At 38.9% G+C, this 17,872-nt stretch carries 18 protein-coding genes; all 18 read left to right on the forward strand.

Translation table 11 applies throughout. The features are described 5' to 3' along the window. Window positions 1-2: 2 nt before the first annotated feature. The 18 genes from DFR79_RS00480 (at window position 3) to DFR79_RS00565 (ending at window position 17,782) form a co-directional block, all read left to right on the forward strand. A complete protein-coding gene (locus DFR79_RS00480; protein ID WP_133513536.1) occupies window positions 3-1,688 on the forward strand; it encodes a BamA/OMP85 family outer membrane protein in 1,686 nt (561 codons plus the stop codon). Window positions 1,689-1,802: 114 nt separating this feature from the next. After that, window positions 1,803-2,255, forward strand: coding sequence for an OmpH family outer membrane protein (locus tag DFR79_RS00485; protein ID WP_133513537.1), 453 nt, complete (start codon window positions 1,803-1,805; stop codon window positions 2,253-2,255). An 81-nt stretch (window positions 2,256-2,336) separates the two neighbouring features. Continuing rightward, complete coding sequence (locus DFR79_RS00490; protein ID WP_133513538.1) at window positions 2,337-3,224, forward strand: hypothetical protein; 888 nt, start codon at window positions 2,337-2,339, stop codon at window positions 3,222-3,224. Between the two features lie 14 nt (window positions 3,225-3,238). Then, on the forward strand, window positions 3,239-3,592 hold the full coding sequence (locus DFR79_RS00495; RefSeq protein WP_133513539.1) for a hypothetical protein: 354 nt from the start codon (window positions 3,239-3,241) through the stop codon (window positions 3,590-3,592). 104 nt (window positions 3,593-3,696) lie between these two features. Further along, window positions 3,697-4,761 carry a UDP-3-O-(3-hydroxymyristoyl)glucosamine N-acyltransferase gene (gene lpxD / locus DFR79_RS00500; RefSeq protein WP_133513540.1) on the forward strand — a complete coding sequence of 355 codons (1,065 nt, stop codon included), beginning with the start codon at window positions 3,697-3,699 and terminating at the stop codon, window positions 4,759-4,761. A gap of 60 nt (window positions 4,762-4,821) precedes the next feature. Then, window positions 4,822-5,688, forward strand: coding sequence for a UDP-3-O-acyl-N-acetylglucosamine deacetylase (lpxC, locus tag DFR79_RS00505; RefSeq protein WP_243727667.1), 867 nt, complete (start codon window positions 4,822-4,824; stop codon window positions 5,686-5,688). A gap of 1 nt (window position 5,689) precedes the next feature. Then, on the forward strand, window positions 5,690-6,139 hold the full coding sequence (gene fabZ / locus DFR79_RS00510; protein WP_133513542.1) for a 3-hydroxyacyl-ACP dehydratase FabZ: 450 nt from the start codon (window positions 5,690-5,692) through the stop codon (window positions 6,137-6,139). Window positions 6,140-6,160: 21 nt separating this feature from the next. After that, window positions 6,161-6,979 carry an acyl-ACP--UDP-N-acetylglucosamine O-acyltransferase gene (gene lpxA, locus DFR79_RS00515; protein WP_133513543.1) on the forward strand — a complete coding sequence of 273 codons (819 nt, stop codon included), beginning with the start codon at window positions 6,161-6,163 and terminating at the stop codon, window positions 6,977-6,979. 9 nt (window positions 6,980-6,988) lie between these two features. Next, a complete protein-coding gene (locus DFR79_RS00520) occupies window positions 6,989-7,819 on the forward strand; it encodes an LpxI family protein (RefSeq protein WP_133513544.1) in 831 nt (276 codons plus the stop codon). Then, complete coding sequence (gene lpxB / locus DFR79_RS00525; RefSeq protein WP_133513545.1) at window positions 7,813-8,958, forward strand: lipid-A-disaccharide synthase; 1,146 nt, start codon at window positions 7,813-7,815, stop codon at window positions 8,956-8,958. Before DFR79_RS00520 ends, lpxB begins: the two co-directional genes overlap by 7 nt. Continuing rightward, on the forward strand, window positions 8,951-9,520 hold the full coding sequence (gene lptC, locus DFR79_RS00530; protein WP_166637921.1) for an LPS export ABC transporter periplasmic protein LptC: 570 nt from the start codon (window positions 8,951-8,953) through the stop codon (window positions 9,518-9,520). Before lpxB ends, lptC begins: the two co-directional genes overlap by 8 nt. Window positions 9,521-9,571: 51 nt before the next feature. Further along, window positions 9,572-10,258 carry an LptA/OstA family protein gene (locus DFR79_RS00535; protein ID WP_133513547.1) on the forward strand — a complete coding sequence of 229 codons (687 nt, stop codon included), beginning with the start codon at window positions 9,572-9,574 and terminating at the stop codon, window positions 10,256-10,258. Window positions 10,259-10,262: 4 nt separating this feature from the next. Further along, window positions 10,263-10,982: an LPS export ABC transporter ATP-binding protein gene (gene lptB / locus DFR79_RS00540; protein ID WP_133513548.1), complete on the forward strand. Its 720-nt coding sequence runs from the start codon at window positions 10,263-10,265 to the stop codon at window positions 10,980-10,982. A 14-nt stretch (window positions 10,983-10,996) separates the two neighbouring features. Further along, window positions 10,997-12,097 (forward strand): LptF/LptG family permease, encoded by a 1,101-nt coding sequence (locus DFR79_RS00545; protein ID WP_133513549.1) that lies wholly within the window; start codon window positions 10,997-10,999, stop codon window positions 12,095-12,097. Window positions 12,098-12,172: 75 nt separating this feature from the next. Next, window positions 12,173-13,927, forward strand: coding sequence for an AAA family ATPase (locus DFR79_RS00550; RefSeq protein WP_133513550.1), 1,755 nt, complete (start codon window positions 12,173-12,175; stop codon window positions 13,925-13,927). 15 nt (window positions 13,928-13,942) lie between these two features. Beyond that, on the forward strand, window positions 13,943-15,253 hold the full coding sequence (locus DFR79_RS00555; protein ID WP_133513551.1) for a DUF3084 domain-containing protein: 1,311 nt from the start codon (window positions 13,943-13,945) through the stop codon (window positions 15,251-15,253). Next, a complete protein-coding gene (gene ruvX / locus DFR79_RS00560; protein WP_243727668.1) occupies window positions 15,246-15,659 on the forward strand; it encodes a Holliday junction resolvase RuvX in 414 nt (137 codons plus the stop codon). The genes DFR79_RS00555 and ruvX overlap by 8 nt, the downstream gene beginning before the upstream one ends. 317 nt (window positions 15,660-15,976) lie before the next feature. Beyond that, window positions 15,977-17,782 carry an S-layer homology domain-containing protein gene (locus DFR79_RS00565; RefSeq protein ID WP_133513553.1) on the forward strand — a complete coding sequence of 602 codons (1,806 nt, stop codon included), beginning with the start codon at window positions 15,977-15,979 and terminating at the stop codon, window positions 17,780-17,782. Window positions 17,783-17,872 lie beyond the last annotated feature (90 nt).

The raw sequence follows: 17,872 nt of genomic DNA on the forward strand, positions 1-17,872 counted from the left end.
AAATGAAAAAAAGTTTAGTCACAGTAGTCTTTATTGCAGCAATCCTGCTGAGTTTTTCTATCACAGCTGCAGCTCAAAACATTCCAATTGATGAAGTTACTAAAATCTCGGTTAGAGGTAATGAATATGTAGGTGATTTTGAGATTTTGAATGCAGTTCAGACAGAGGTTGGTGATCAGACAAGTCAGGAAGCACTGCGTTCTGACATGCAGTCAATTTATGATCTCGGTTATTTTTCGGATGTAAATATAGTTTTCGAAAATTTTGAGGGGGGCCTGCATGTTATATTTGAAGTTGTGGAAAATCCGGTCTTGAAAAAAATTGAGCTTTCCGGTTATGAAGGATTATATACAGCAGCTTCAATAAAAAAAGAACTTGACTTACAAACAGGAACTGTTTTAAATGTTAAGAAGATGAATCAAAACTTAAAATCGTTTCAGGAAAAAATGCAGAATGACGGCTACGTTCTAGCTCGTTATAAAAATGTTAATATTTCAGAAAAAGGTGTACTGACAGTTAAAATTAGTCCCGGTCACCTGAGTGCTGTCGAAATTAAAGGTAACACAAAAACCGAAAATTATGTTATTCTGAGAGAAGTGCCGATTGAAGCCGGAGATATAGTAAATATCAATAAAATCCAGAAGGGTTATCAAAATTTACACCAGCTGGAATACTTCAAAAACATTAATCCCGAATTAGTTCGGGTAGAAGGTGAAGATAATCAGGCCAGATTGGTGATTAATCTAGAGGAGGCCAACACCGGACGCCTTAATTTTGGTGGTGGATATAGTTCCACAGACGGCTGGCTTGGATTTGTTGATGTCAGCGAGAAAAATTTATTTGGAAATGGTCAGAATATTGGAGCCAGATGGCAGTTTGGTGATACTACAACTTATTCTTTAAACTTTTATGAGCCCTATCTCCTGCGCAGTGATTTTTCTTTCGGGTTCAGTGTCTATGATCGCGAAAAAGAAAGAACCAATGCCGCAGATGAAGATTATATCAGAAAAAGCAGAGGGGGTAGTATAACTTTTGGTCATCCACTTCCCAAAAACTGGAGGACTTCACTAAAATATAGAGCTCAGGATACAAAAGAAACCTGGAGTGACAGCGGTGAAACATTTTATGATAAGAGTCTGCGTTCTTTAACTCTTGGTTTTAGTAGAGACACCTCCAACAGCAGATTTCACCCAACTTCTGGTTCAATCAATAATTTTGAAATTGAGCACGCTGGAGATTTTATTGGTGGAGAAATGAACTTTACTAAATTTACCTGGGACAGCCGCAGATATTTTCCTGCTTTCAGTGATCATGCAATTGCAGCCAGGATGAAGCTCGGCTTAAGTGAACCGAGAACTCCTCTCGCAAGTGAGGAATATGATCTTGGTGGCTCAGATAGCCTGCGCGGTTATCAGCGGAGTGATTTTGATGATGCTGTTCCAAACAACAATCTATTATTATTAAATCTGGAATACAGAATTCCCTTCAATGAAAGCTTTACCGGAGTTCTATTTACTGATGCCGGTAATGTCTGGGAAGATCGAGAGAGTATTGCCCTTGACGACCTGCATTATGGTTATGGACTGGGAATGAGGATGAACACTCCTGTTGGACAGCTCCGCCTTGATTACGGCTGGGATGAGGAACAGGATGGACGGCTGCACTTCAGTATCGGTAATACATTCTAGAGACCTATCTAATTTATAAAATTTAACTTTATAAATTGTATAATTTGATTATAATTTAATTAAGAACAGAGATTAGACTGAAAAAGAAATGATACAGTCTGGAGGAATTCGAATATGAATTGGAGTGACCGCAAGTTTCAGACTGCAGTTCTGCTTTTATTAATATCTATTTTAGCTGCAGTAATCCTGCTTGGGGTGCTGACAGAAGATGAAGCTGTTGATAAAGCAGCTTATGTTAATTTAGAGCGAGTTTTTGAAGAACACCCAGCAAAAACCGCTGCTGAACAGACCTTAAATCAAAAAGCAGCGGAATATCAGCAGCAGCTGGAATCGAAAGCAGAAGAACTGTCAGGGACCGAGCAAAAAGAGGTGTTAGCAGAATATCAGCAGCGGCTGCAGGATCTGGAATCTGAACTGTTAGCTTCAGTTACAGAAGAAGTGGAAAAAGTAATTAAAGAGACCGCTGCCGAGAAAAAGGTAAAATTTGTGTTAGAAGAAGAGCAGGTTTTATATGGTGGTTATAACCTGACTGATGATGTACTGAAGAAATTAAGGGAGGAATGGTAACTGGCTGTTTGATTTATTTTACTTTTTAATCTCCAGCCGGGACTAATGTTTAAGGCTGAGCAGGGAAAGGAGAGAGGCAGAATGGATAAACATGATTATCATTTTATCTCAATAAAGTTTTTAACTGCAATTTTAATGGCTTTAGTTTTTGCCTTTCTCTTTGTTTATGTTTTTACTCCTCAGCTGAGAGAGGATTACCCTATTTACAGCCTGCAGAAGAGCAGTCTCGAGCTATCAGAAAGTCCAGCTCTTTTTGCTTCCTCACCTCAAAATATGGAAGTGACAATGACTGCTGAGAAGTTGAGATTTAAGGAAAAACTGAAAGATAGAAGCTTTGAACTGATGGAGCAGAGTAAAAAAACCATGCTGGCGGTTATTAGCGCCAATTATTTAGAAAAGATGAATGGATTAAGAGAAAAGCAGATGCTGGCTCTGGAGGCTGAAAGAAGGCGGCTTGAAGCAAGAGAGAAAAGATTATTGCAGGAAAAACGGCAGGAATTAGAAGCGGAGCTTTCTCAAAAACTGCAGCAGCTGCGGCAGGAAATACGAAATAAGTATTCTGATTTTAATCAGGAGCAGATCAGGGATAATTACCTGAAGATGATTAATCTCAGACTTAAAATTGAATTTATTGCTCGAAACGAGAGTGAAAGAGAAAAATATCAGCAGCAGCTGGAAAAAGTAAAAGCCGAACAGCAGGCACTTATAGCCCGGAAAAATTCGGAATTGAATGAGAGTATTTCTCACAGGACCAGTTTGCTGATTATGGAGTTTAATCAGCAGTATGCAGCTTATAGAGAACAGTTAAGAACTCAGCAGCGAGAGATTCTTTCTCAACTGAGGACAAAAATTGAAAATGAGCTGGCCGCGGCCAGAAAAGAAATAAAAAGCGATTTAGCTGCCGCCCGGGAACAAAAAGCAGCCAATATGGAGCAGCTGATAAAAAAGACAAAAAAAGAGTATTACTAATTCAGGAGGTTTTAATGACAATGCATTATTATCGGAAAGCCGCTGCAGTATTTATAATTGTGCTGGTTTTAATCCTGCCCCTATTTTTAGAAAAAGAAGAAAAAACAGCAGTAATTAATTTAGAGCAGGTAATTATCTCCAGTACCTATCTCAGTCAGATAAAAGCTGAAAGCTCAGCTGATCAAGCAGCAGATGGAGTTTCAATAAAAGAAGCAGAAAATAAAATAATGAAAACTCTAAAAACAGAAGCGGCAGAACTGGCAGCAGAAAAAAGCTACAGCAGTATTTTAATTGATCAGGCAATCTATCAGGGTGGTAAAAATGTTACTCAGGAACTGGCTGCCCGGATAGATAAAAACTATAAATAAATATTGACGGCAGATAGATAAAATGATGGTTAGAATAATAAAAAAAATGATAATTAGGATCATAAAATATAACATGATAGTTTTTTGAGGGGGATAATATTAAATTGACAGCAAATAATCCAAAAATCAGTTATCAGCTCCGGGAATTAGCAGAAATTACAGCATCTAAGATCAGGGGAAATGAAAAAACATCTGTTGATAATGCCCGGGGAATAGAAGAAAGCAATCAAAATTCAGTTACCTTTGCTGATCAGAAAGAATATTTAATTAAAGCCTTAAAATCTGAGGCTGCAGTAATTGTCAGCGACTATCGAATCTGTGAACAGCTGGATTCAGAATTAAAGGAGAATAAAAGTTTTTTGCTGACAGATAATCCGAGGCGAGTTTACGCTCAGATTGCTGATTTATTAACACCGCGTCCTTATGATAATCGAGAAATTTCTACTAAGGCTGTAATAGATGAATCAGTAAAGAAGGGGGAAAATATTTCTATCCATCCCGGGGTAGTTATTGCCCAGAATGTGGAAATCGGAAATAATACCGTTCTCGCACCAGGAGTAATTATAGGACCGGATGTAGAAATTGGGGATAACTGCTTATTACATCCAGGGGTGATTGTCGAAAGAGAAACAATAATCAGGGATGATGTTATAATCCAATCCGGTGCTGTAATTGGTTCTGATGGCTTTGGTTTTGCTACAGACGAAAACGGCCACCACAAAATTCCTCAGCAGGGAAATGTAATTATTGAATCAGAGGTTGAGATTGGAGCCAATGTCACAATTGATCGGGGAGCAAGTGGACCGACCGTTATCAAACAGGGGAGCAAACTTGATAATTTAATTCAGATCGGACATAATGTCGAAGTTGGCGAAGAATCACTCTTAATTGCTCAAACCGGTATTGCCGGCAGCACAAAACTGGGCCGCAGAGTAACTCTGGGTGGACAGGCCGGAGTTGTGGGGCATATTAAATTGGCTGATAATACGACAGCAGCAGCCAGAGCAATGGTTACCTCAGCCACAAGTGAGGGTGATTTTATCTCAGGTGCTCCGGCTCAAATTCACCGCAAAGCCCTTAAAGAACAGGCATATTTAAGGCGGCTGCCGAGATATATTGATAAAATTAAGCAGCTGGAAAAAAGGCTGGCAGAACTGGAAAATAAATAATCCTTGAATTATAAAGCCAATAAATATATAATAAACTATTGAAAGGCTTTTAATGAAAGGATGACAATTTTGTATATAGAAAAAGAAAAACAAAAAACACTTAAAAAAGAGATTTTAATTGAAGGTATCGCCCTGCATTCCGGGAAAGATGCAGCAATCAGACTGAAAGCAGCTCCTGCTGATACAGGAATTATATTTTATCGTTCTGATTTAGATAAAAGGATAAGGCTTAAAGCAGAACCGGGCTCAGTGGTTAATTTAGTTAGAAATACAACTATTGGCAGCCGGGAAATTAAGGAAGCTAAAGTAAGTACAGTCGAGCATTTAATGGCAGCTATCTGGGGTAGTGGAATAGATAATTTAGAAGTTGAAGTTTCTGGTCCGGAGATTCCGGTTATTGATGGGAGTGCTTATCCCTATTATCAGCGGATTATGGACAGTGGACTTAAAGAACAGCCGCAGCAGAGAAAAGTTTTTAAAATTGAAGCTCCAATATATGTCCGTCAGCATGATTCATATATTACTATTTTACCATATGCCGGTTTTAAGATTTCCTATACTTTAGATTATCAACATCCAGTAATCGGAAGCAGTTATTTTGAGTTCGATGCTGAAAAAATAGATTTTGGAGAAGAAATTGCAAAGGCCAGAACTTTTGGTTTTGCAGAAGAGGTGGAAAAACTGCATAAACGGGGTCTTGCTCTGGGAGGTAATCTGGAGAATGCTGTTTTAATAGAAGCAAACAAAACAGTTAATCCACTCAGATTTGAAAATGAATTTGTAAGACATAAAATTCTGGATGTGATTGGGGATATGTTTTTAAATGGCAGAATAATGGGCCATATTATTGCGATTAAATCTGGACACAGGCTCCATGTTAAACTGGCGGAGAAGATCAGAGAAAAAATGCTTGAGGAGGAAAATTAATTTGAGTAAGTTAAATGAGATCATTGATATTAGTGTAATCAAGTCAATTTTACCCCATCGTTACCCTTTGTTATTAGTAGATAGAATCGAGGAAGTACATAAAAAGGAATCGATTATTGGGATAAAAAATGTAACAATAAATGAGGAGTTTTTCTTAGGTCACTATCCTGATCATCCAATCATGCCGGGAGTTTTAATTGTAGAGGCAATGGCACAGGTGGCAGGGATTTTAATTTATTATAGTTTTGAAGAAATGGAAGATAAACTTCCTATCTTTACAAGTATTGATAAAGCAAAATTTAGAACACCTGTTAAACCTGGTGACCAGCTGAAAATTAAGGTGGAAATGGTAAGATTACGCAAAAGGGTTTCTAAAGTTAGAGGAGAAGCTTATGTGGGCGATAATCTTGCTGCAGAAGCAGAAATGATGTTTACTTTTGAAGAGAAATAAATTGATAATTTGGGAAGGGGAATGATAGTCTTGGCAGCAGAGAAAAAGGGAAAGGTGCTCCACATGAGCAATATTCACGATACAGCAATTGTTGCTCCTGGAGCCAAAATAGGGAAAAATGTTGAAATTGGACCTTATGCTATTATCGGTGAAAATGTTGAAATTGGGGAAGGTACAGTAATTGGACCCCATGTAGTGGTTAAAGGTTGGACTCAAATAGGTAAAAATAATGAGATTTTTCATGGGGCTTCTATAGGTTTTGAGCCTCAGGATTTAAAATTTGATGGAGAAAAAAGCTATCTCTTTATTGGAGATAATAATACAATAAGAGAAAATGTTACTATCCACCGGGGGACCGCCGAAGGCGGAGGGGAGACAAGAATTGGAAATGATAATTTAATTATGGCCTACTGTCATGTAGCACATGACTGTCAGCTGGGCAGTCATATTGTGATGTCCAATGCAACAAACTTAGCAGGTCATGTGGCTATTGAAGACTATACGGTAATTGCCGGAATGGTTGGAGTCCACCAATTTGTACGCATTGGTAAAATGAGTATGGTTGGAGCCCATTCTAAAGTAGTAAAGGATGTACCTCCCTATATTTTGGTTGATGGACATCCGGCCGGAGTTAATGGAATCAATGTTGTTGGTTTAAGACGCAATGGTGTTAGTCCTGATATGCGGAGAGAAATTAAAAAGGCCTATAAAACTCTCTACCGCTCTAAGTTAAATATTGATGAAGCAATAGAAAAAATGGATCAGGAATTGGATGCCAGTGAAGAAATCGAACATTTTCTGCGTTTCCTGCGTAATGCCAGCCGCGGAATCTGCCGGTAGGTGTAATTAATGACTAAAAAAGCTTTAATTGCAGGCTGGGGTGATCTGCCGCGAATCTGGGCTGAAAAAGCCCAGGCTGCAGGAGAAGATTTTATTGTAATTAAAATTGCCGGAGAAATTACAGCTGAATTCTCTGATTTAGACTGTGCAGAATATACGGTAAATTTAACTCAGCTGGGAGAGATACTCGAGATTTTAGAAAAAGAAAAAATCAAAGAAGCTGTCTGGCTGGGGAAAATACAGAAAGCACATCTTTTTGCTGATTTTAACCCGGATCAGAAATTACAGCAGCTGCTGGCCCAGCTGCCTGATTTAAATGATGATACAATCCTGATGGCCCTGGCTCTGGAATTTATAAACTCCGGAGTTAAGCTTCTGCCCCAGACCTATCTTTTAGAAGATCAGCTGGCAGAAGCCGGTATTCTGGCCGGAGAAATTAGGACTGAGTTAAAAAAGGATTTAATTTTTGCTTTCGAGACTGCCTATAATCTGGGCCGCTTTGACATCGGTCAGACAGCTCTGGTAAAAGATGGAGCTGTGATGGCTCTGGAGGCAATTGAAGGCACAGATCAGGCCATAAAACGGGCGGCTAAATATGGGGGCCCGGGAGTTGTAATGGCCAAATGTAGCAAAAGTGATCAGGATCTTCGTTTTGATCTTCCTACAGTTGGTCTTAAAACTCTGGCAAATTTAATTGAAAATAAGGCAGCAGCCTTAATTATTGAGGCGGGTAATACATTTATTTTAAATAAAGAAGAATTCTGCCGCAGAGCAGCTGCAGAGGGAATTGTTGTTGCTGCTGCAGAATATAAAGAAGGGGAGTTAATCCTACCTTGGTAAAAATAATGGTTTCTGCAGGTGAAGTATCTGGTGATATGCATGCTGCGGCAGTCCTGAAAAAAGTAAAACAAAAAAATGATAGTGTTCAAATTTTCGGGATGGGCTCAACTGCCCTTAAGGAAATGGGAGCAGAGATTTTAATTGACCCTACCGAAATCAGCACTATTGGTTATATAGAAGCCCTAAAAAATATTAGACAGCATTTTAAACATCTTAAGCAGATGAAAAAAATTCTGCGGCAGCGCCAGCCGGATCTGGTGTTTCTGGTAGATTATTCTGCCTTTAATATGAAAATGGCAGAGGCCTGCAGTCAGGAAGGAATTAAGGCTGTTAATTATTTTCCACCTTCTGCCTGGGTTTACAATAAGCGCAGAGCCAGCAAAATGGCAGCTTATGGAACCCACATTGCAGCAGTTTTTCCCATGGAAAGAGATGTTTATCAGGCAGCCGGAGCTGAGGTGACTTTTGTCGGCCACCCGCTGGTAGATCTGGTAGAAGTTGAAAAATCAGAGGCAGAAATCAAAAGAGAACTTAATCTTAAACCGGAACAGCTGGTAGTTTCGCTTTTTCCGGGCAGCCGCAGGGGAGAAATCGAATCCCTGCTGCCGGAGATGCTGCAGGCAGCTCAAAAAATAAAAAGAGAAAAACCGGAGCTTAAATTTTTGCTCTCAGCTGCAGAAGGAATTAAGGTTGATTATTTAAAATCTTTTACCGAAAAATTTGATTTTGAGCTTAAAATCATTCAAAAAAGAAATTATCAGTTAATGAAGATTTCAGAATTTATAATTTCAGCTTCAGGGACCACAACCCTGGAAGCATCGATTTTAAATACCCCGCAGATTATTGCCTATCAGGCAGCTTTAACCACCTATCTGCTGGCAAAATATATTTTTAAGGTTGAATTTGTGGGTCTGCCCAATATAATTGTCGGGCAGGAAGTTGTACCAGAACTTTTGCAGAATGATTTTAAGGCAGAAAGGATTGCTGAACTTGCTTTAAACTGGCTAGATCACCCTGAAGAACTCAATCAAATAAAAGAGAAACTGCAGACTGTCCGCCAGAAACTCGGTGGAGGAGGAGCAGTGGAAAAAACAGCAGACTTACTGCTTAGAGAAGGAGGGCTAAAAAATAGTGGATAGAAAAAGTATTTTTTTAGCGCTCTTTATTTTTATTATTATAGTTTTTTCTTTATATTTTAGTCTGGAGGAGAATCCGATTATAACTCCAGAATCACCTGCAGAGAATCAGCAGCTGCCTGAGGCAGAGCTGCAGGGAGTAGAGTTAACTATCTATAATGATCAGCAGAATCATCGGCTTAGACTGCTGAGTGAGCAGGTGAAAAGATTTGAGTCAGAACAGCGGCTGGATCTAAAACCTGTAAAAATTAAAGTGTTTAATAAGTCTACTGGCGAACTGCTTTATACACTAACTGGTGATTCTGGCAGCTATTACAGCAGTCGGGGTTATATAGAGCTGCGGGGTAATGTAGTAGTTGAGAGTGACCGCTATCAGATTAAGTCAGCGGCTCTGGATTATTATCTTAATCGAAATTATTTAGAGGGCAGAGGTTCAGTTAAAATTACAGGCAGTGGTTTTAATTCCCGGGCTCAGAGTTTTCGTTCTGATCTTAATCTGAATAATTTAAAACTTTTTGGAAATGAGGATCAGGCTGAAATAAATTTTGATAATCTTGACGAATGATAAGTAAGAATGATTAGTCCAGCGGACTATTTCAGGTGAGGGGCAATAAAAATGCGAAGAAAAATTTTATTATTTTTTATAATTTTTATTTTGACATTAACTGCAAATGTAAGTGCGGTTAGAGAATTGAATGGTGATAAACTCAATTTTGAGCAGACTGAACAGGGTCAGGTATTTAGGGCCGCCGGTAATGTGGAGTTGATTTATGATGAGCTCCGGATAACTGCTGCCGGGGAAGGAATATATCGCCGTTATAACGGAGAAATTGAATTCAGAAAAAATGTGAAGCTTTATTATCAAAATTTTACAGGTCAGGCGGATAAACTGACTGGAAATGTAGAGGAAGAAATTTTTCATTTAATCGGAAATGCTCAGATTGAAGGAGAAAATTCTTATCTAGAAGCCGATAGGATTGATTTTTATCAGGGCCAGCAAAAAATAGTGGCTCAGGGTAATGCCTATCTGGAGTATCAAAATTTCTGGGCGGAAGCAGATAAGATTAGCTATTTTCTGGACCAGGAATTAATTACTCTCACCGGTAATGTAAAGGGAGAGCGAAACGGAGAGAGTTTTACTGCTCAATCAGCAGAGATTAATCAGAAAACCGAAACAGTTAAACTCACAGGTCAGGCAACCTTAAGATTCAGCGAAAATGAGAGTGAAACTTCAGCAGGCAGTGCTAACTCAGGGGCTGATAATTCTGAAAGCAGCAGTAAGAGTGGAGCAACGGAGGAATAAATAGATGACTATTAAAGCTCAGGGATTGATTAAAGAATATAATAAAGAAAGAGTGGTCAATGAGGTTGATCTTAAGGTTGAGCGGGGTCAGATAGTCGGGCTGTTGGGACCTAATGGTGCCGGTAAGACTACCACTTTTTATATGATTCTGGGACTAATTAATCCTGATGGGGGGCAGATTTTCTTCGATCAGCATAATATTTCCAGCCTGCCTGTCTATAAGCGGGCAAGGCTTGGAATCGGTTACCTGCCCCAGGAAGCGTCAATTTTTCGCAAACTAACAGTTGGAGAAAATCTGGCGGCGATTTTAGAACACAGAGACTTAAGTGACCAGAAAATCGAAGCCGCGATTACTGAATTATTGGCAGAATTTCATATTGACAATCTCAGAAACCGCAAGGCTTTTCAGCTTTCTGGAGGGGAAAGACGTCGGGTTGAGATCGCAAGGGCCCTGGCAGCTGATCCGGACTTTATTCTGCTGGATGAACCCTTTGCCGGAGTCGATCCGATTGCAGTTAATGATATTCAGGAGATAATTCGTTATCTTAAAAACCGGGGACTCGGGGTCCTGATTACCGATCACAGTGTGCGCGAAACTCTTTCGATTACAGATCGAGCCTATATTATGCATGAGGGAAAGATTTTACTTTCAGGAACCTCAGCAGAAATAGCAGAAAACGAGCAGGCCCGCAAATTTTATCTGGGCGATAAATTTCAAATATAGAGAGGTGCAGTTTTTTGAAAATACTTAATAAATATATTTATAAAGAATTGATAGCACCTTTTTTCTTTGGGGTGGCAGCTTTTACCGGCATCTTTATTGGTACAGACTTAATTTTTGAGTTAACCGAATATTATACCCGCTGGGGAGTGGAGGTTTTTACCTTGATCAGGCTTTTCTTTTTGAGCCTGCCCGAGATAATAGTGCTTACTTTCCCGATGGCTTCTCTTTTGGGAACAATTATGGCCTATAATCGGCTTTCTGGAGACAGCGAAATCACGGCCATGAGAGCCGGCGGAGTCAGCATAATTTCTATTGTGCTGCCTGCTTTAATCATGGGGCTGGTGACAAGTGGAGTTACTATCGGAATCACAGAGTTTCTGGTACCCAGAGCCAATTATAGAGCGGAACAGATAATGTATCAGGCCCGCCACGGGGAGCAGAGACCGGAGACTCAGTACGATTTATTTTTAACCCCGATGGACAGCAGTACCCGCCGACCGGATTATATGCTCTATGCCCACAGTTTCAATGGAGATAGTGGTGTGATGAAGGATGTAGTGGTTCAGAGTTTCGAAAATGGCAGCCCTGATAGTGTTTTAGAAGCTAAAAGAGCAGAATGGCTGAGTGATGGCTGGCACTTTTACAATGGCACGATTTACTTTCTGGATGCAGAAGGCAGACGTCCTGCCCTGGAGTTTGATTCCTATCGCTCACGGGAGGAAATTCATTCTCCGGGCCGGGCCGGACAGCTTGGCAAAAATATAGATGAGATGAATATTCGGGAACTAAGTGAGCAGATTGCTCTGATGGAAGAGCAGGGGCGGACAGCCTATGAGGAACGGGTAGAACTGCATCATCGTTTTTCTATCCCCCTGGCCAGCTTTATTTTTGCTCTGCTGGCAGCACCACTGGGTATTAAACCACAGCGTTCGGCTGGTTCTGCCACCGGATTTGGAATCAGTATTATAATTATTTTTATCTATTATGTTTTAATGACAGTCGGAGATGCCCTCGGCAGTCAGGGAACAATTCAGCCCTGGCTCGGGGCCTGGCTGCAGAATATTGTGATCTTCATTGTTGGAGTTGGAATGCTGATTAAGACTGCCAGACAGTAAATTTAAAGGAGAGCGAAAAAGTAAGTTTAGCAAAATGTTTTTAAATGATTATATTTTAGGAAAGGATGGGTAAAAATGAATAAAAACCTAAAAGGTATCCCCCTGGGAATAGACAATTTTAAAGAGCTGATAGATAAAAATGCTTATTTTGTTGATAAGTCACTTTTGATTGAGAAAGTTATCAATAATACAAGTAAAATAATGCTTTTTACCCGTCCGCGCCGATTTGGCAAAAGTTTAAACTTCTCGATGCTGAAATGTTTTTTAGAAAACCCGGAATGCAGAAAGTTTGATAATGAAGCTCAAAGTTATGAATATCTTTTTAAAGAATTAGATATTGCAGAAGAAAAGGCTTTACTTGCAGAACATCAGGAGCGCTATCCTCTGCTCAATTTTTCTTTCAAAAAAATAAAGGCTAATCACTGGCAGGAGGCTGCTTATCTTTTAAAAGAAGAAATTGCAAGAGAGTATAAGCGGCATCGTTATTTACTGGATTCTGAGCTGCTGTCAGATTTTGAAAAAAATGAATATCAAAAACTGATGCGTAAAGAAGCTCAGATTTTCAATTACAGTTCTGCAATCAAAGAACTAACTGATTATTTAAAAAGATATTTTAATGAAAAAAGCATTGTTTTAATAGATGAATATGATACTCCTCTCCATTATGCTAAACTAAATGGCTATTATAATGAGATGCTAAATTTTATGAGGGCTTTAATGGTTGATGGGCTTAAAGGTAATGACAGTCTGGAAAAAGGTGTTGTTACTGGAATTATGAAAATATCACAGGAAAGTATTTTTAGTGCTTTTAATAATCCGGAAACAAATACAATTATTGATTCTTTTTGTGCGGATAAATTTGGTTTTACTGAGGCTGAAGTTAAAGAAATGCTTGCTTATTATTCTATCAGTGATCAGCTGGATACAGTTCGGGACTGGTATAATGGCTATCTTTTCGGTGATCGAATAGTGATTTATAATCCCTGGAGTATTCTTAATTATGTTAAATCCAATCCCCGGCAGCCCAAAACATACTGGAATAATACGGGTGACCCGGAGCTGATTAAAGAAGCACTGCAGCTGGATCAGAAAAAGGGAAAAGAGTATTTAGAGAAATTATATCAGGGGCAGTCGCTGACAGTAGAAGTTGACAGCAATATTATCTATGATTATGTATTTAATGATGTTGATAAAGCCCTGAGCTTTTTACTGCACAGCGGTTATTTAAAGGCTGAGCAGTGCAGTGAACAGTATCAAAAATACAGACTCAGTATTCCCAATCGGGAAATTAGGTTGATTTTTAAAAAAATTCTGGCTAACTGGTTTAATTTTGAGGAACAGAGTGGAGATTTAATTGTGGATATGTTAAACTCTTTAATCAATGGTGATTTGAGTAGTTTTGAAATTCATCTCCAGGATTTAATACTTGTCAGCAGCAGCTATTATGATGCAGCTGCTTCTACCAGGGTGCTTTCGGAAAAAGGTCAGGAAAAAGAAAGACAGGAAAATTTTTATCACGGCCTGATTTTAGGTTTGATGACTTATTTATCTGATCAATATTATTTAGAAAGCAATAAAGAGTATGGGCTGGGAAGAGCTGATATAGTGCTCCTGCCAAAAGATAAGGATCAGAATGCTTTTGTGATGGAATTTAAAAATGAGTATACGACTTCTGATATTTCGGCTGCAGCTGCGGCCGAAAAAGCAATACAGCAGATAAATGAACAAAAATATGCAGCAGCTTTAAAAAAGCAGGGGTTAAAGAAAGTATATAAACTGGGAATTGGTTTTAAAGGTAAAGAACTGGCATTGAAAACAGAGATTGAATAGTCAAATTTTAAGGAGGTGGAGATTATTAACGCATTTGTTATTATAGGAGCAGTTGTTATTTTAAGTGGTTTAATTGCTTATCTTGGTGATCGGATTGGGATGAAAATGGGTAAAAAGAGAGTTTCCTTATTTGGTCTCCGCCCCCGTTATTCTTCAATTATTATTACCATTGTTACCGGAATTTTAATCGCAGTTCTTTCAATTACTATTTTACTGGCAGTTTATTCTGAATTAAGACAGGCCTTATTTAATATTAATGATGTTTTAACAAGACTTGAATATTTAAATGAAGAGCTGGAAAATAGAGATCAGCAGCTGGCTGCAAAAGATCAAAAGTTGGCGGCTAAAGATCAGGAACTGGCAGAGCTGCAGAAGGAAATCGAAGCAAAAGAGAAAGTGATTGCGAACAAAGAGGCTGAAATTGAGGCCAGAGAAGCAGAAATAGCGAAAAAAGATCAGGAAATAGCTGCTGTAGAAAGTGAACTGAAAAAGTTAACCCAGAATAGAGACGAGCTGCAGAATCGGGTAAACGAGTTAAGTTCACAGCGGAAAAAATTGGAATCTCAGGTGACAGAACTGCAAAATCAAATATCCGAACTGGAAGCAGACTACGGCAGGCTGCGGGAAGTAGCAAATCAGCTGCAGGCTGGTGTAATCTATTATATGGGTGAGGATATGGTTTACCAGAAGGGTGATATAATTTATACCGATGTCCTCGAAGGAGGGCGCAGTGAGCAGGAAACAATTTCTGCCCTGAATAAATACCTGCAGGCAGCCAATCAGGTTGCAACCAAGAAAGACATTGAGGTCAATCAGGAAACCGGGATGGCTCTGCGTTTACAGACAGAGGATATTTTAAATGCTGCCCGGATAATCTATAATATGGAACCCGGCAGTAGAGTGATTGTTTCTCTGGTAGCCAGAGTTAATGTTCCTCAAAATGACTGGCTTTATGCAAACTTCCAGCTTTACGAGGACTTTAAAGTATTCGAAAAAGATCAGCTGATCAGCAGCAGAACAATTAGTGCTGAACAGAGCAGTGAGGAAATTGAAACTGAACTGGAAGCACTACTGCAGGATATTAATAAAAAAGCAATTAATCAGGGACTTTTACCTGACAGCTCAGGCCAGGTTGGCAGTATTAACTTCAGTCAGTTTTATGATCTGGTTAATAGAGTTCGTTCTGCCAGTGGTAAGGTAAAGGTAAATATTTATGCAGATACAGATATCTGGCGGCGGGATAGATTGAGCGACAACTTAAGATTCGAACTGGAAGATAAGGTGGCAGAGGAGTCAGCTGCCGGGGAGGCCGATAATAATGAGTGATTTACTGGCACTTGATCCCGGCAGTGATAAAGTTGGTACTGCAGTTTTGAACTATGAGAAAGAGGAAAAAGAAAAAACAATAGTAAAAAAAGAGGAACTTCTGGATCACCTGGAAGAAATTTTTAGTCATTATCAGATAAAGGAAGTAGTAATTGGCAGTGGAACCGGGGCTGAGGCAGTAAAAGAAATGATCAGCCGTACTTATTCTGATCTCAAAATTACACTTGTGGCAGAAGAATATACAACTGAAGAAGCTCAGGCCCGTTATTTAGAGCAAAAGCCGATGTCCAACTACGAAAAACTGCTGCGTAAAATAGTCAGCTGGAAGATTAAAAAACCGCTTGATGACTACGCAGCTCTGATAATTGGTGAAAAATATCTCGAAACTATTGACGAAAACGATTGAAACTGGTATAATTGAGATTGAGGATACACAAAAATTAAATTTGACAGATAACTCAATTTACTGTTATAATTTAATTTGCAAATTGATAACATAATAATGCTTATAAACTCGACGCTAAAATGCGGCAGAAAGGAGGTGCCCCCCGAAGCTGCGTAGTGGTAGGGTTATAAGAGTTCTAAGATACTTATTTTAAATCTTTTGGACAGATGAAGAGGAAACTAGGTAACTCGCTCGGATGTCCTCTATGATTGTATAAGTTATTAGAACTTATATATTGAAAAGAAAAAGTTAGAAAACAATCAAGGGGGATTTTAATAATGAAAAAACTTACAATTACAATTGCTTTAATCTTAATCGTAGCATTAGCTATGCCTGCATTTGGTCAGTCATTCTCTGACGTGCCAAGTGATCACTGGGCATATGATGCAATTAACAAATTAGTTGCTGCTGGTATCGTCGAAGGTTATCCTGATGGCGAATTTAAAGGTAGCCAGAACATGACTCGTTACGAAATGGCTGTTATGGTTAGCCGCGCTCTAGATCAAATTGCTGATGCAAGAGAAGATCTTGTTGACAAAGTTGACGAAATGGGCGAAGGTCTAACTACAGGTCAGGCAGAAGATGTAACTGCTATCGTTAAGTCTTTAATGGAAAAGAACACTGATAAAACACTCAGTGATCAGGAAGCTAAAGAAGTAGCAGATATCGTTGATGCTTTAACATTCGAATTAGCTGCTGAGCTTAAAGTATTAGGCGCAGATGTTGATGCTGTAGAATCTGACTTAGCTGAAGTACAGGAAACTGTAGCTAAATTAAAAGCTGATATGCCTCAAGACAACATTGAGTTTGGTGCTACAATCGATACTTTTGCAGAAGTTGCTAATTATGGTGACAATCCAGCTGCAGTTATCGAGCTCTGGGCTGATGGAGACGCTTTAGATATTACCGCTCCAACTACAACTGATGAAGAAGATGCAGAAGATTTCCCAGCAGAAAAGAAATTCTGGCAGGAAATTGGAATTGACGCTACTGGTGAATTAAATGGAGCAAGCTTTAATCTTGCTGTAGATACTACTACTAATGTATTTACTGAAGAAGATACTGTTTTTGACAGCAGTGTTTATACTGTTGAAGAAGATGGTTTGAGTTTAGCTGTTGATAGTGCTTTATTAGAAGTTGCTTATAATGACTACGGAGTTAAGTTAGGTGACTTAGATGGATATACAGCTTCCTCATACTTTGTTGATGACGAAGATATGGAAGGTATGGAAATGACAGCTTCTTACATGGGTAATGACATCACTGCTTTTATTTTGGGTGAAGATTATGATGTTGATACAGATTACTATGGTGTTCATGTAAGTAGAGAAATGGACTTCGGTACTGTTACTGGAAAAGTATATCAGGCTAGTTTTGATTTAGAGACTAAAGATGTTACTGATGTAGCTGTAGAAGTAACTGATGTAGCTGTTACTGATATGATTACTGTTGGTGGAGAAGTTGTATTTAATGATACTGAAACAGAAAGCGATACCTTATTCAATGTTAATGCTGAAGCAAAAATTAGTGACGCATTAACTGTTGATGGTATGTTTGAAACTGTTGGCGAGAACTTTGAGTCAGCAAGTGTATTAGGTGATCTTGAAGAAGCTAATAATTACGATAAGTTTAATGTGGGTGCTTCATATGTAGTGAATGAAAACAATACAGTTACTGGTGACTATACATTAGTTCAATCTGATGCAGCTGGTAATAATGAAGATAAGAGCACTGTAGAAGTTGCACTTGACAACACTTATGGTAAGTTTACTAATAATGCATCTGTTGCTTATACTATGAATGATGGCTATACAGATGGTCACGATACTACAGTTATCGAATTGGGTACTGAGTATGCCTGGAATGAAACCACTACTCTTGGTGCTGCTTTAGTTAACAAGAATGAAGAAAAAGCTGCAGGTAATGTAATCAGCTATAACTACCTAAAGGGTACTATGGATAAAGAGTTAGCTGAAAACATGAGCTGGAATACTGAACTTAAGTATATCACAGGTGAAGTTGGAACAGCTAATACTGAGGGAACAGGTAATGCACTTACTACTTCCTTATCTGTAAGCTTCTAAATATGGCTTATAGCTAAAAGATACAAAAACAACCCGGGGGATTTATTCCCTCGGGTTTTCTATATTTATAGGAAAAAAATAACAAAATAT

Origin of the sequence: Halanaerobium saccharolyticum (genome assembly GCF_004362045.1) — a bacterium.
GTDB classification, from domain to species: Bacteria; Bacillota; Halanaerobiia; order Halanaerobiales; family Halanaerobiaceae; genus Halanaerobium; species Halanaerobium saccharolyticum_C.

Excerpts from the sequence above, each read along its gene's own strand:
- DFR79_RS00485 (WP_133513537.1), top strand. The coding sequence starts at position 1,803 with ATGAATTGGAGTGACCGCAAGTTTCAGACTGCAGTTCTGCTTTTATTA.
- DFR79_RS00565 (WP_133513553.1), top strand. The coding sequence starts at position 15,977 with ATGAAAAAACTTACAATTACAATTGCTTTAATCTTAATCGTAGCATTA.
- DFR79_RS00520 (WP_133513544.1), top strand. The coding sequence starts at position 6,989 with ATGACTAAAAAAGCTTTAATTGCAGGCTGGGGTGATCTGCCGCGAATC.
- DFR79_RS00480 (WP_133513536.1), top strand. The coding sequence starts at position 3 with ATGAAAAAAAGTTTAGTCACAGTAGTCTTTATTGCAGCAATCCTGCTG.
- DFR79_RS00550 (WP_133513550.1), top strand. The coding sequence starts at position 12,173 with ATGAATAAAAACCTAAAAGGTATCCCCCTGGGAATAGACAATTTTAAA.
- lpxC (WP_243727667.1), top strand. The coding sequence starts at position 4,822 with ATGACAATTTTGTATATAGAAAAAGAAAAACAAAAAACACTTAAAAAA.
- DFR79_RS00490 (WP_133513538.1), top strand. The coding sequence starts at position 2,337 with ATGGATAAACATGATTATCATTTTATCTCAATAAAGTTTTTAACTGCA.
- lpxA (WP_133513543.1), top strand. The coding sequence starts at position 6,161 with ATGATAGTCTTGGCAGCAGAGAAAAAGGGAAAGGTGCTCCACATGAGC.
- lptB (WP_133513548.1), top strand. The coding sequence starts at position 10,263 with ATGACTATTAAAGCTCAGGGATTGATTAAAGAATATAATAAAGAAAGA.
- DFR79_RS00495 (WP_133513539.1), top strand. The coding sequence starts at position 3,239 with ATGACAATGCATTATTATCGGAAAGCCGCTGCAGTATTTATAATTGTG.
- ruvX (WP_243727668.1), top strand. The coding sequence starts at position 15,246 with ATGAGTGATTTACTGGCACTTGATCCCGGCAGTGATAAAGTTGGTACT.
- DFR79_RS00535 (WP_133513547.1), top strand. The coding sequence starts at position 9,572 with ATGCGAAGAAAAATTTTATTATTTTTTATAATTTTTATTTTGACATTA.